This window comes from Acinetobacter sp. SwsAc4 (assembly GCF_013391535.1).
GTDB lineage: Bacteria > Pseudomonadota > Gammaproteobacteria > Pseudomonadales > Moraxellaceae > Acinetobacter.
In genome coordinates, this window is the sequence record NZ_JACAXC010000045.1 from 1 (window position 1) to 13,906 (window position 13,906).

Here is a 13,906-nt window from a genome sequence, read left to right on the forward strand (position 1 = left end):
CAGATGGCTATTCTACGTTTGATTGGTTTTGGAAAAAAAGAAGAATTTAAGAAAGTGCTCGCAATTTTAAGAAAGAAAAAGCCTGATAGGACAAGGGCTCTATGAAATTTGTCGTGTACAGAGAGTTTTTTTATAAAAAAGGCTTGTCAGCAAGAAAGTTTATCACTAATATACACATTCATCGGGGGCGTGGCGAAATTGGTAGACGCACTGGATTTAGGTTCCAGCGCCGCAAGGTGTAAGAGTTCGAGTCTCTTCGCCCCCACCAAATTTAAAAGTAAGTTTCTTACTTTTATGATTAGATCAAAAATGAATTAATCATGCAGTTATAGAGGATTGGTGTAATGGTAGCATGACGGTCTCCAAAACCGTTCGTCAAGGTTCGAGTCCTTGATCCTCTGCCAAATAAATAAAAAAGCCCTTGTATTTACAAGGGCTTTTTTATTTTCTCAATTTGATGTTTGAGTAAAAGTATAGAAATATTTGCTCAAAGCATACATAGCCTGTTTTGACTTATATAAAAAGACTAGGGAACACATAGGTTTCCTAATCTTAAGTTGGTGATTTTATATATTGATCGATTATGGTGTTGCTAATACAGTTGCCAAGAGTGGTAAATTTTGCCCTGTAGCAGCAGCTAAAATAAAGTTTTGGCTAGCTGTGGTAATCGTCCATTTTTGATTATTTCCACTGCTACAACCGTATGTGATTAAAGTACCACGACCATCTGCGGCTGGTGCACCGCCACCACTCAAATCAAGGCAGGTATTACCTTGACGGAATTGCTGTGTTGGGCCTGTTACAGGTGTTTCCCAAACCTGATTGTTTACGCTGTTATTACAGCTGGCAAGGGTTGCACCTGATAAACAAAGTTCAGGATATTGTACGCTATGGATTTTACCTACAGCATCATAGACCCATAAACTAGCACTATCACCTGTACAGCCATTTTTGCCACTCATGTATACACTTGGTTTCCCTGTACTACTTGAGATTTCTGTCTTGAGGCACGCTGAATTCATGTTTGGCATAATCAACATAGTGGCGCCAGCCAATGGATTACTATTGGAAAGACCAAGTTGAGCAACAAAGCTTTTTAAAGCAGTATGAGCAGCAGTCACATTCGCTGTTAAGTCACTACGATATACATTGACCCAGCGGTTTAAGCGATATAGCTGTTTTTGTTGGTTGCTAAAACGTTCTAATTCTTGCTGCGCAGTTGTTGAAAGTTCATTTTTAAAATTCTTATAAGAATCATAAAGAATTTTATTACTTGGAGATAAATTAGCGACGAGTTTGCCTTGATTGCTGAGTAAAGCTTGTTCTAATTGTGGAAGTTCAACTTTGCGTAAAGCTTTATAACCTTGTTCCTTACCAATCGTTACGGCAGCAGGTAGAGGTTGGGCATAACTTGGAATAACAATCGATGAAAGTTTATTGGCTTGTTCATTCGCACGTTTACAGTATAAATCAACGCTGAGTGGTGCATCGCTTTGAGCCAAGTTAATGTGCAATTTATTTGCATTTCCATTCATTCGATTTGGTGCGAGCGCAATGTTTTCCTCAGCTTTTAATGCATATTTGACATTAATCCAACAGCTTGCATTTGCAAGACCCAGTTGTGCTTGAGGAAGTGAAAACACGTTCCCCCAATTACCACGTGCTGCAGGATAAAGCAGACCAATTTGGTTGACTGGGTCATAGCCACCTAAAATGGTAAAAACGGGTACACCAAATTGAGTGGGTTTTAAATAATTGCCATCTGGGCGGTTGTACCAAACTTGATTTGAGTTTGGAACTTTAGGTTGAGTGACATCCATTTGGCGAGTTGTCGCGTTCCAGCGTTTATATCCAGTTGGAGAGGTGGAATCCCACACAGCACGATCAAATGCAGGTTGAATTCTTAGTTGTGTGCTATAACCCGTGTAATGAGTAAAACGGGAGAGGGAGCTCGAGTAATTACCTCCTGCCATAGCATCAGTGCCGTAAGTATAGGCATTTTGGAAAATTGGTGTGCCACCTAAGCGATTTTCTAGATTTGTATTATTCCAGTTTAAATTGCCTCGCATACGGTTGCGATAAGCAATATAACCCCATCCACTGTCAGGATGATGGGCTGACCAAAAGTAGTTTTCAGCATTTTGTCCGGGATAATGCCCTAAACCATAGTGATGCCCAATTTCATGACTGAATTCATTACCCACAGAATCGATCAGTGTTAAGATACCATTACCACCACTTAAGCCGTGATTGACATCACCATTTTGGTATTTACCCCAAGCATGGTGAATGACTGCACTTTGAGTCAGTTGAGGTTGCTCTTGGCTTAACATTGATGCACTGGTTACACCCCAGTTTGCAAGGTTGATTCCTGTACTAAATGTTGATTTAGCAGTATTTTCTCGCATATCACCACTGTAAACATCACCTGTTGTTGCACTTTTGTCATTATAAATGACACCACTTGCAACCATGACTTGATTCAGTTGCATGTCATCATACTTTGTGACGATCATTTTTGCCGCAGGAATCGTTTCAAAATAATCAGTACCCGCTTTTTCAGGTTCGTTCAGCATATAGTGACCGCTAGATTGTCGAGGTGCGGTGAGCATGCCTAAACGAATGCTTTGAACCACTAATTCACCCGGCGCTCCAAAATCAATCGATTGTGCATCTAGTCGCCCGTTTTTAAGGCTGACAGGATCTACAATACGAATATTTAAACCCGGTTTGACTTCATCCCAGTTAAGGGCTGCTGTCCATGTGCGTTTAGAGTATTGAACTCTTGGGCGAGCATCGCCGTTAGATTGATCTGAGGCGGGGATTTGAGTGGGTTCTTGTAATGCAACACGACGTATTAAACGACTATTTAAATAGATTTCTGCATTCAGTTGTTGTACCTCACCCATGTCGGTATTTGGGGTGACTAAAAGGAGAGCATCTTTTTCACTGGTAAGACGAGGCATACTTTTCGCCTCGTTACCATTCGGGTCTACGGTATGGTTTTGTGCAAATTGGATCATTGCTGCAAAACTACCGACAAGATCATTACGTAAAGGTCGCGTATTACCCTGTAAGTCGTAATCGTAGAATCCCAAAGTATTTGAATCAAAAACATCTTTACTTGGCTCAGGATAAGCACCTGATGTCGTAAGTGCCTTTGCTTGACTATTTGTCACCGAATCAGTTTTATTATTATCAGTTGTTTCTTGAGAGTTTCCCCCACAACCAGATAATAATAAGAGTGAAATACAAAAGCTTAACGTGCTTATTGAGGGTTTTGTCACATTTTTCATATTTTTAATTAACCGAGTTAATAAAGTGTTAAATAGGGGGTTATTTAAAAATAATATAACTTATATTTAATTGGTGAGTATATATATTTGATATGAGGTATATATGCTATTTTCGTGATATTGTTCTTGTTTTTTTAACCAAGTGTTAATGTTGTTTTGTAAATTTTTAATATAGATGTGGTGTTCTCGAAATATAAGGCTATGTTATTGAATGACATTTATTGACACATTTTGGCAAAAATTATAATTATACATGGTTTGTTAAGCTTATTTTATTGAGCTTTAAATTAATTTATCAATTGGATTTAGTCTTAATTAAAAATGCAGTGGGTTTTAAATTAAATATAATTAATGTATCTTTGTGATTATTTTGTGTGTCTCCTTTATTATTTAAAATTCATATTTTTAAATAATGTGTTTAATTGCCTTTATTGTATTAAAAATGATAGAGGGAACACATAATTCTTATATTTTGATTCCATTTTTTTTAAATGGCAGTTTTAAGTTTAGCGCTGATATTAATTTTGGGGTGGCGTAGAAATGAATAAAGTTTATAGAACTGTATGGAATAAAACTTAGCTTGTTGGCAAGTGACTTCGGAATTAACACGAAGTCATTCGCGAGGCGGTCAGAGTTCAACGGTGACAGGGCATGTTAAAGAGACAAAAACTTGGTTTCAGACCCTACGTTTATCTTTATTAAGTTTAGCACTGCTTCCAATCTCACTTTGGGCAGGAGTATCTGATGTACAACTGCCAACAGGTGGTAATGTCACCGTTGGCTCGGCACAAGTCAGTCAAAATAATAATACGTTAAACGTTCATCAAAATAGTCAAAATGTAGGTATCCAGTGGGATAGTTTTAACATTGGGCAAAATGCGACGGTCAATTTCTATCAGCCGAATACTTCTTCGATTGCAGTAAATCGTGTTTTGGATAGTAACGCCAGTCAAATTATGGGGAAACTGAATGCCAACGGGCAAGTTTTTTTATTGAATCCGAATGGTGTGATTTTCTCTAAAACGGCACAAGTGAATGTCGGTGGGATTGTGGCATCAACATTGAATGTCACCGATAGTGATATTGTCAGTGGGAAATTTAAGCTTCAAAATCAGGGAAATGCTGCCAGTGTTGAGAACTATGGCTCAGTTATTGCCAATGGTGGCGTTGTTGCTTTTATTGCATCAACGGTCATCAATGAAGGGCAGATTCAGGCACATAATGGTGTTATTCACTTAACCGCAGCCGATCAAGTCACTTTAAAATTACAAGATGGTCAACTGACTGAATACAAAGTTGAAATTGGGACATTGCAAGGTCTGATTGATAACCGTGGCGCGATTTTTGCCAATAACGGTGCAATTTATTTAACTGCAAAAGCCAAAGATAGCTTAAGCAAAGCCGTGGTGAATCACAGCGGTATTATTGAAGCCAATCGTTTGAGTCAAAATGCCAAAGGTGAAATTGTTTTGCTTGCCGATGTGCAACAAGGCACAACCAACGTCAGTGGTATTTTAAAATCAGAAGGTCGGAATGGTCAGGCAGGTGGTTTTATTGAAACCAGTGCAGCGCAGGTAAAAGTGGTGCATCGAATATTGCAGGATATAAGAATAGCGCATTAAGTGGTTCAACTGGATATTACATTTTGTCTGAACTTAGACAGAGTTTATATGCTTCTGCACAAAATCAACTTGCAGCGAAGATCTATGTCGATACAGCAACGGTTAAACACCAAGCACGAGAGTGGAGTGGTTTAACAGGCAAAAATATAGAACAGATTAGTAGTGCAGGTTTTGGACTAAACTGGTCAAATGCGATGCAATTGCAAGCAGCATTAACTGTTGGGTTCCCGATAGGCTCACAACCTGATAGCGTTGATAAGCGTAATGATGTCGAAGCTTGGCTTAATTTAAGTAAACGTTTTTAAATAAAAATCGGGTGGTGATCAGTTAAAATCGTTGGGATTTTGATGATTTTAACTAGAAAAATTAAGAAATAAAAAAAGCAAAGCCGAGGCTTTGCTTTTTTATGATTGAATGATCAGCTTAGATTTTGCTAATCAAATCATTGATTTGTTTTGCTTGTTCAGCCGCATTACCTGTATATGTAGCAGGAGTAAGCTCTGCTAAACGAGCACGTTCATCAGCTGGAACTTGAAGAAGTTCATCACCATTAACGAAGTTCACCATCATTTCACGTGTCATTGCTTGACCACGAGTAAGTGCTTTTAGTTTTTCGTAAGGTTTTTCAACATTATAACGACGCATTACTGTTTGGATCGGTTCAGCAAGAACTTCTTGTGCTTGGTCTAAATCTTCATTTAAACGGTTAGCATTGAGTTCAAGTTTACCAATACCTTTTAAGCAAGCATCAAAAGCAATCAAGCTTTGTGCAAAACCAACACCCATGTTACGAAGAACAGTTGAGTCAGTTAAGTCACGCTGCCAACGAGAAACTGGAAGTTTTTCACCTAAGTGACCCAATACCGCATTTGCAATACCTAGGTTACCTTCTGAATTTTCGAAGTCGATAGGGTTTACTTTATGAGGCATTGTTGAAGAACCAACTTCACCGTCTTTTAATTTTTGCTTGAAGTAACCAAGAGAGATATAGCCCCAAACATCACGGTTAAAGTCGATCAAGATCGTGTTATAACGACGTAATGCATCAAACAATTCAGCCATGTAATCATGTGGCTCGATTTGAGTGGTGTATGGGTTGAAGCTTAGACCTAAAGATTCAACAAATGCTTGTGCATGTGCAGCCCAATCAATTTCTGGATAAGCAGAAAGGTGAGCATTGTAGTTACCTACTGCACCATTGATTTTGCCCAATAATTCAACATTTTCAAATTGCTTGATTTGGCGCGCTAAACGATAAGCAACGTTCGCCATTTCTTTACCCAAAGTTGTTGGGCTAGCAGTTTGACCATGAGTACGGGATAACATTGGCTGTTCTGCATGCGTTGTTGCCAAAGCAGAAATTGCGTTCAGAATTTGCTTCATGCTTGAAACAAGAACTTCACGACCATTTTTAAGCATTAATGCATGAGACAAGTTGTTGATGTCTTCAGATGTACATGCAAAGTGAATGAATTCGCCCGCATTTTTTAATTCATCAATATTGGCAATTTTTTCTTTAAGGAAATATTCAACTGCTTTTACATCATGGTTAGTTGTACGTTCAATTTCTTTAATGCGGTTTGCATCTTCTTCAGAAAAATTCGTCACAATCGCATCTAAAGCAGCATTCGTTTCAGCAGAAAATGCAGGTACTTCGATGATTTCTGCACGATTTGCAAGTGCTTGTAACCAACGCACTTCAACAGTGACACGAGCGTGGATTAAACCAAACTCAGACAAAAAAGGGCGTAGAGCATCGCATTTGCTCGCATAACGTCCATCAAGTGGTGAGAGTGCGGTTAAAGCATTCATACAGATTCCTTAAAGTTTGTCTCTCTTGCAGAACTTTATTTATTCCTCAAGAGAGATTTATAGAGGTTGTAAAACGGTATAAAAAATTTGCTCTAGCATCGGTTTAAACGACCTGATACTGCAAACGAGCAAGAGCTTGAATATCTTGTAAAAGCTTACGTTTACTAAAGATCATACTCCATGAGCTACCGCCCAGTTGTCGCCATAAATGCGCAAGTTGTAGACCTGTAAAGAGGCAAGCACGGATTCGATTTGTATGATTCATATCTTTAAAAGCTTCAGCATTACCACGGACAAGGATACGTGGATTAATTTGCCCAGCAGTTTCAACATAGGTCTGAGCTAAATTGGCAATAATACTTGGGTGCAAATAGTTATTATCGAAAAAAGACAACTGTTTTAGGATTTTTTGTTGAGCCGTTTCGATAATTTTGACGTATTCAGGATTGTTATAAACTTTCTTTTCTAATTGCAATAACGCCATTGCATAAGACATTGGGAGTTTAGCTGTCGACATTTTCGGAATACGAGATTTAGGCGCAGTATTAAAAGGTTGGGTTATACAACCTTCTAATGTTTTTAAACCAAGAGAGATATCTGCAAGTTGATTAAAAAAATCTAAAGTTTGAGTGGCATTATTGGTGGCTGGGCGAATATTAAGACTGGCTTTAATCAGTAGTTCAAAATAAAAATTACCGCTATCGCCAATACTTTGCTGACCCGCCATTGCGGTCATATGCGTGAGCTGAGTTGCTTGAAACACAGCAGCCAATGCCAAAGCACGATTTTGTCGAACATTCAACGCTTGGGCGTGCTGAAAGGGTAACTCCACCATGCTTCGCTTCCAATTTCCTTAAATAAAATCTGGTTCAGGTGCATTGGTATGGTGAATCACACCACCACCTAAGCACACTTCTCCGGAGTAGAACACCACGCTTTGTCCAGGAGTTACAGCTCTTTGTGGTTCATCAAACTCAACTCGAATACCATTTTCGGTTTGCTCATCACGATAAATTGTACACGCTTGATCAGGCTGGCGATAACGGGTTTTTGCCGTGCATCGGAATCCTGTACTTGGGATGTCCTGTTCACCTGCGACCCAATCAATCGACTCACTCCAAAGCTGTGTGCTTTGCATGAGTGGGTGCTCATGTCCTTGACCAATCACCAAGCGATTATTGGCAATATCTTTATGGAGTACGAACCATGCACCTTCTTGTACACCTTTCATACCACCGATACCAATACCACCGCGTTGACCGAGCGTATAGTACATCAAGCCATGATGTTCACCAACTTCTTTACCTGACTCTAAAACAATTTTTCCAGCTTGTGCAGGTAAATATTGTTTTAAGAAATCGGTGAAACGACGTTCACCAATAAAGCAGATACCCGTCGAGTCTTTTTTCTTGGCAGTTGCCAGATCTAACTCTTCTGCAATGCGACGAACTTCGGGTTTCTCAATTTCGCCCACAGGGAATAAGGTCTTGTTAATTTCACGACCATGTACCGCATGTAAGAAATAAGTCTGGTCTTTATTATTATCGACACCACGCAGTAATGGGGCATAGGTTTCGCCACGTGAATTCTGCATGCTTGAACCACGACGGGCATAGTGACCTGTTGCAATAAAGTCTGCACCCAAAGTCATCGCATGATCGAGGAATGCACGGAATTTAATTTCTTTATTACACAAGATATCTGGGTTTGGTGTGCGACCTGCAGCATATTCAGCCAAGAAGTGTTCAAACACGCGATCCCAATATTCCATGGCAAAGTTCGCAGTGTGCAGCTTGATACCAATTTTATCTGCAACGGCTTGCGCATCAGCTAAGTCTTCAAGTGCTGTGCAGTATTCCGTACCATCATCTTCCTCCCAGTTTTTCATGAAAAGACCTTCAACTTGATGTCCTTGTTGAAGTAATAATGCGGCAGAAACAGAGGAGTCTACACCACCAGACATACCGACGATGACACGTTGTTGCATCTAATTAAGCGTCCAAATGAGAAGTTAATGAGGGAGAGAAAGGGTGCTCATAAATGAGCGATAAGGGATATTTTTTGCCAGCAAGGGCATCTTCAATTACTTTTACAACCAATGGGCTTCTAGCACGTGCTGATTCTTGTAGCTCATCTAAGTTCATCCATACTGTACCAACAATACCTGTATCCAGTTGCGCATTTTCTTCAACTGAGGTGACATGTGCTAAAAAGCAAAAACGGTAATAGGTACGATCTGGAAACATCGGGGGAGTATAGGTATAAATCCCAAGCAGATGATCAATTTCAACATGATGACCTGTTTCTTCTAAGGTCTCACGAATCGCTGCTTGAATAATGGTCTCATCGCATTCTACATGTCCCGCAGGTTGATTAAACACGGTATGTACAAAGCCTTCGCTGTGTTCTTCAACAAACAGAAAACGTCCGTCTTTTTCGACTACAGTAGCGACTGTGACATGGGGTGTCCAAGCGGTCATAGAAAGCACCATGATTTTAAAAAACGTATTCTACAAAATTTGGGAGTTTTTGGCTATGTTTGCCAATCAATAATATTATTTGATTCATCGTATATGATGAGGCATTCATTATTTGATTGAGCTATTGGTCTTACGCTTGAGAGTAGTGTTGTTTTATCAATATCAGTTTTAATAGCTTTTGTTTTTCCCTTGCGTTTATATTTCCATTTGTTATTTTCATATTTTACAAAACTTAAATTTATGGAGTTGTTATCAATAGTAATTGTTTTTGAAATAAAATTACTATTTTCATGTATTAACTTTATTTTGGCTATAGAAATTAATGCATCAAATGTTAATGCAATTGCAATTGCCTCTTGAATGTATTGATATAAATCTTGAATGGGAATGGTGGAGGCTGTGTTGTGAGCGGCAGTGTGCCTTCTTGATGCTGCATTTTTGAATGAGTTATCTAATGGTAAGGATGTTAAACCAATAGTTGATGATAGTAGTGTCATCTTTCGCCAAGGATCAGCTATATTGAATGAATTTAGTATTTTTTTAATTTCGTCACTTGTTATATTTGAATTGTTATAACCAAATGAATAACTATTTAAATCATATGCGGTATCTAATGATGATGAAATTATTTTGGTCTCATGTTGAATGAAACTAATTTTATCACTTTTAGTATTTTGATAACTTGCGATTCTTAATATTGATTTCAAAACTTCTACTGTTGTATGGTATTGTAAATCCTCAGTCAAATTATTAAACGAAATGAATGAAGTTGAAACTTCTTTTAATATCTCAATTGTACGATTTTTAATAAAATCTTCTAATGCTACGAATCCGACCACAGCTAACCCGTTGCGCAATAATCGTGCAATGTTGTTGTGATCTGTTTGCGTTGGCAAACCATCAATTACATTGGGAATATATAAGGATTTTTTAATGGTAAAAAGTCGTTCTAAAAAATTATGTTTAGCTGTAGGCATTATATTAAACCTTTAAGCATATTATAAATACTTGTAATTCTTTTGTGAATATTATGAGAGTTATTTGTAGCTTGAGTGACTGATTTTAGGAAATCTAAATCTGAAATAAATAGAGTAAGTGTTTCTTTTCCTAAAAGTTCTCTATTGATGTTTAGTAAAGAGGATTCTCCTAATTCATCAATTATTAAGCTTACTGCAATCATTTGTGCATCGTATAAAGGGGCAATAAATTGTTCTCGATAATTTGATTCAGATATTGGTTTGTAAAATGCATTGCCTGACCATATTTCATTACAAATACTAATGGTTTTAGTAAATTTTTGGTTGAGTGAGTCAATTTTAGAGGAGTCTATGTTTTTATGTTGACTCATGTAAATATCCATTACTTTTGAAATCGTCTGACTTGGTAGTTTATCCCAATAAAAAGATAACGAAAAAAATCTCAAAATTGTTTCTAAATCATCCATTTTTCGATAAGAATTTGATGAGCTATCCGTAATTTTTAATTTATTCTTTAATATTGAATTGTCACTAAGTTGATATAATAATTTATTCAAACTTCCATCAAATGCAACATTTCTAATTTCCTGTGGTCTTAGTGAATCACCACCTGTATTTAATCTAAGAAAAACTTCGTATTTTAACTCAGGGTTGGACTGTTTTAATAAAGTAACTACTCTTATGTAGGGGCGCACTGTTAAGGCATTTTTGATTTGAACAGGAAGTTCATGAAATTCCAATCCATTCAATTCACTAAATACATCTAAATTTTTTAATTTAAATTTATTGGTTAAAAAATCATGAATAGCAGTTAATCTTTGTTTTCCATCGATTATACTATAAACTCCATATTCATCTTCAGAAAAATATATGGGAGGTACTGGTACATTTAATATAAAAGATTCAATTAATTTTGATTGTTTGTCATCTGACCATCTATTTCTTCTTTGATAATGAGGATGTAAATCGATGATATTGTTTTCAATCATTCGTGAAACAGTCTCTAATGAAAAATCTGACTGTTGAATTACCAAAGACTCTTGAGAATTATTAAATTTTTTTATAACAGTATCGATAGAATTCATTGTATAGATTCAAATAGAAAAGATATATATTGAATGATATATAATTAACAATATAAATCAAGGGATTGGAGGGGCCTCGATATAATTATCCTTCACTTTCACATAATGGCGTGCTGAATAAGGTAAAAATTCCATTTCTTTTTCAGTCAGTGCACGAACTTGTTGTACTGGGCTGCCGACATATAGATAACCGCTTTTTAACACTTTACGTGGTGGCACAAGGCTACCTGCTCCAATCATTACATCATCTTCAATAATCACGTCATCTAAAACAACGGTATTAATCCCGATCAGGACACGATCACCAATGGTACAACCATGTAAAGTCACATGATGTCCAACCGTCACATCTTCGCCAATGATGAGAGGCGAACCATTTGGTTTAGCTTGATTTTTATGACTGACATGTAACATACAATGATCTTGTACATTACTGTTTTTGCCAATCTGAATTGAATTGACATCACCACGAATCACGGCAAAAGGCCAAACAGAAACATTCTCTGCTAATTTGACATCACCGATGATGACAGACATGTCATCCACATAACAGCTTGAATCAACATCAGGTTTTTGATCGAGATAGGGACGAATATTCTTAGCCATGAGTATGATCAATATAAAATATAGATGAATTATAAAATAAAAAAGCATTCATGCCCAAGAGCATGAATGCTTAATATCAGCAATTCTAAAATTAGAATAAGTTACTAAAGAACATCTTGATATGGTCAATTAGACGAGCAAAGAAGCCTGCTTCTTCAACAGGTTTTAATGCAACTAGTGGTTTCTCTGCAATCACTTTACCATCAAGGCTTGCAACTAATTTACCCACAACTTGACCTTTGGCTAAAGGCGCATTCAATTTAGGTTGAACTACAAGTTGAGTTTTGATTTTGTCCGCTTGACCTTTAGGCATGGTTACGTTGAAGTTTTCAGCAAGACCAATTTGAACATTATCTTCTTTACCAAACCATACTTTTGCTTTAGCAAGCACTTGGTTAGCAGGTTGTACATTTGCAGTCTCGAAGTTTGCAAAACCCCATGCTAATAATGTCCGAGTCTGTCCAGCACGTTCGTTCATGCTTGGCGTACCGAAGATGACTGAAATCAAACGCATTGGACCACGTTTACTTGATGTGGTTAAGCAGTAACCAGCCTCATCCGTATGACCTGTTTTCAAACCGTCAACGCTTGGGTCTGTATAAAGCAATGCATTACGGTTGCCTTGCTTAATACCATTAAACGTAAATTCTTTTTCTGAATAGATCGGGTAGTATTTAGAGCTATCTTTGATAATGTGTTGAGCAAGAACAGCCATATCTTTTGCTGTTGAGTAATGACCTTCAGCAGGCATCCCTGTTGAGTTGATGAAATGGGTGTTCACCATGCCAATCCGTTTGGCTTCCTGGTTCATCATATGGGCAAATGTACCTTCGTTGCCCGCAATGTGTTCGGCCATTGCTTTAGATGCATCATTGCCTGATTGAATAATAATGCCACGTAACATTTCTAGGACAGTTGCTGTCCCATTTAATGGTACATACATACATGATTCAGCACTGGTACCACGACACCATGCTGATTCATTCATACGGACTTGTTCGTTGTCTGTTAATTCACCCTTTAAAAGTTTTTGTTCTATGATGTAGCTTGTCATCATTTTGGTCATAGACGCGGGTGCGAGTTTTTCATTTTCGTTTTTTGCAGCAAGGATTTGTCCTGTCTCGTAATCCATTAATACATAGGATTTATTATTTAATTCTGGTGGAGACGGTAGGACAGTCGCTGCATATGAAAGGCTTGGCAAAAGTAATAATGCAGCAAGAGCGCTTTTTTGAGTCATTCTAGGTGTTCCAATATCTTGTGTGAAGCAGATGAGCCTAGCATTTTAGGACAAAGCAAAGCCGACTTCTACGGTAGAAGTCGGCTTTTTCATGCAGTATTGTAACTAATCAGTTACTTAGAATAATAATTCCGAACATCATCGCAAATTTGACGATTATCATCTTCAGATGCAGCCTTCGCATCTTTACGCGCTTCAGCAAGAGGAGCTTGGAACTCTTTGGTTTTAGCACGTTTATTGAGGATGTCTACAGCATTTGGTTCATTTGATAAGTATGATTTGACGAGGTTGTCATATGCTTTATTAAATTTTAGATCTTTGCCAATTAAATCTGGGCAGATTTCTGACAATACATAAATTGCAGCAAGTTCTTGAGGAGTCACGCCTTCAGATGTTGGTGTAACTTCAATTTTTTCAGGTTCAGATTTTTTTTCTGCGGCAAATACGGTTGTTGTGAAAAGACTGGAAGTAATGAGAAATGATAAACCTAGTGTTTTGAAAACATTTTTCTTCATAAGAACTCAAACTCAGAAACAAGACTTAAAGAATTTGAATAGCTTATAGCATAAAAATATCAGTAGATTGTATGTTTGCTGTAGGAAATTAAATGGAAGCGTTTTCAAATCTTAAATTTGAAAACGCTTCCAAATTTTAATGGCATATTAGGGTCTGTTGACATTTACTGTTCATAATTAACCCTATAAAGGTAGCCATAAAAATATACAGGCTAAAGCAACAGAACTTTGATAATTTCTTTTGAGCTTGTCATATCGAGTAGCTATTCCTCT

General features: G+C 37.5%; 12 protein-coding genes, 2 tRNA genes and 1 pseudogene. 4 read left to right on the top strand and 11 right to left on the bottom strand.

Going from position 1 to position 13,906, the window contains the following annotated elements; all coding sequences use genetic code 11:
- The first annotated feature begins 183 nt into the window (after positions 1-183).
- Positions 184-268, top strand: a tRNA-Leu gene (locus HYG88_RS14540).
- Positions 269-330: 62 nt separating this feature from the next.
- Positions 331-404, top strand: a tRNA-Trp gene (locus HYG88_RS14545).
- A gap of 177 nt (positions 405-581) precedes the next feature.
- Here HYG88_RS14545 and HYG88_RS14550 read toward each other — a convergent pair.
- A complete protein-coding gene (locus HYG88_RS14550) occupies positions 582-3,296 on the bottom strand; it encodes a M66 family metalloprotease (RefSeq protein ID WP_005159300.1) in 2,715 nt (904 codons plus the stop codon).
- 590 nt (positions 3,297-3,886) lie between these two features.
- On the opposite strand from HYG88_RS14550, the gene HYG88_RS14555 reads away from it, so the two are divergent.
- Positions 3,887-4,918: a filamentous hemagglutinin N-terminal domain-containing protein gene (locus tag HYG88_RS14555; RefSeq protein WP_372616685.1), complete on the top strand. Its 1,032-nt coding sequence runs from the start codon at positions 3,887-3,889 to the stop codon at positions 4,916-4,918.
- A 23-nt stretch (positions 4,919-4,941) separates the two neighbouring features.
- The gene (locus tag HYG88_RS14560) at positions 4,942-5,223 is read left to right on the top strand and encodes a hypothetical protein (RefSeq protein WP_005159303.1); all 282 of its coding nucleotides are present in this window, start codon (positions 4,942-4,944) and stop codon (positions 5,221-5,223) included.
- Between the two features lie 118 nt (positions 5,224-5,341).
- Here the strand turns inward: HYG88_RS14560 and purB are convergent, their stop codons facing one another.
- The 10 genes and pseudogenes from purB to HYG88_RS14610 form a co-directional block, all read right to left on the bottom strand.
- A complete protein-coding gene (gene purB, locus HYG88_RS14565) occupies positions 5,342-6,730 on the bottom strand; it encodes an adenylosuccinate lyase (protein WP_004953312.1) in 1,389 nt (462 codons plus the stop codon).
- Positions 6,731-6,833: 103 nt separating this feature from the next.
- A complete protein-coding gene (hflD, locus tag HYG88_RS14570; RefSeq protein WP_005159305.1) occupies positions 6,834-7,565 on the bottom strand; it encodes a high frequency lysogenization protein HflD in 732 nt (243 codons plus the stop codon).
- Positions 7,566-7,583: 18 nt separating this feature from the next.
- Positions 7,584-8,717 (bottom strand): tRNA 2-thiouridine(34) synthase MnmA, encoded by a 1,134-nt coding sequence (gene mnmA / locus HYG88_RS14575; protein ID WP_005159307.1) that lies wholly within the window; start codon positions 8,715-8,717, stop codon positions 7,584-7,586.
- Between the two features lie 4 nt (positions 8,718-8,721).
- On the bottom strand, positions 8,722-9,210 hold the full coding sequence (locus HYG88_RS14580) for an NUDIX hydrolase (RefSeq protein WP_034602674.1): 489 nt from the start codon (positions 9,208-9,210) through the stop codon (positions 8,722-8,724).
- Positions 9,211-9,263: 53 nt separating this feature from the next.
- Entirely contained in the window at positions 9,264-10,187 is a 924-nt protein-coding gene (locus tag HYG88_RS14585) for a hypothetical protein (RefSeq protein WP_178883346.1), read from the bottom strand.
- A complete protein-coding gene (locus HYG88_RS14590) occupies positions 10,187-11,272 on the bottom strand; it encodes a DUF262 domain-containing protein (protein ID WP_218647901.1) in 1,086 nt (361 codons plus the stop codon). The genes HYG88_RS14585 and HYG88_RS14590 overlap by 1 nt, the downstream gene beginning before the upstream one ends.
- Positions 11,273-11,329: 57 nt before the next feature.
- Positions 11,330-11,878, bottom strand: a complete 549-nt coding sequence (locus tag HYG88_RS14595) for a gamma carbonic anhydrase family protein (RefSeq protein ID WP_178883347.1) — start codon at positions 11,876-11,878, stop codon at positions 11,330-11,332.
- Between the two features lie 91 nt (positions 11,879-11,969).
- Positions 11,970-13,118 carry a D-alanyl-D-alanine carboxypeptidase PBP5/6 gene (dacC, locus tag HYG88_RS14600; RefSeq protein ID WP_005159319.1) on the bottom strand — a complete coding sequence of 383 codons (1,149 nt, stop codon included), beginning with the start codon at positions 13,116-13,118 and terminating at the stop codon, positions 11,970-11,972.
- Positions 13,119-13,231: 113 nt separating this feature from the next.
- Positions 13,232-13,633 carry an MCR_0457 family protein gene (locus HYG88_RS14605; protein WP_005159320.1) on the bottom strand — a complete coding sequence of 134 codons (402 nt, stop codon included), beginning with the start codon at positions 13,631-13,633 and terminating at the stop codon, positions 13,232-13,234.
- A 183-nt stretch (positions 13,634-13,816) separates the two neighbouring features.
- Positions 13,817-13,906 (bottom strand): annotated as a pseudogene (locus tag HYG88_RS14610) (IS5/IS1182 family transposase); the annotation flags it as partial.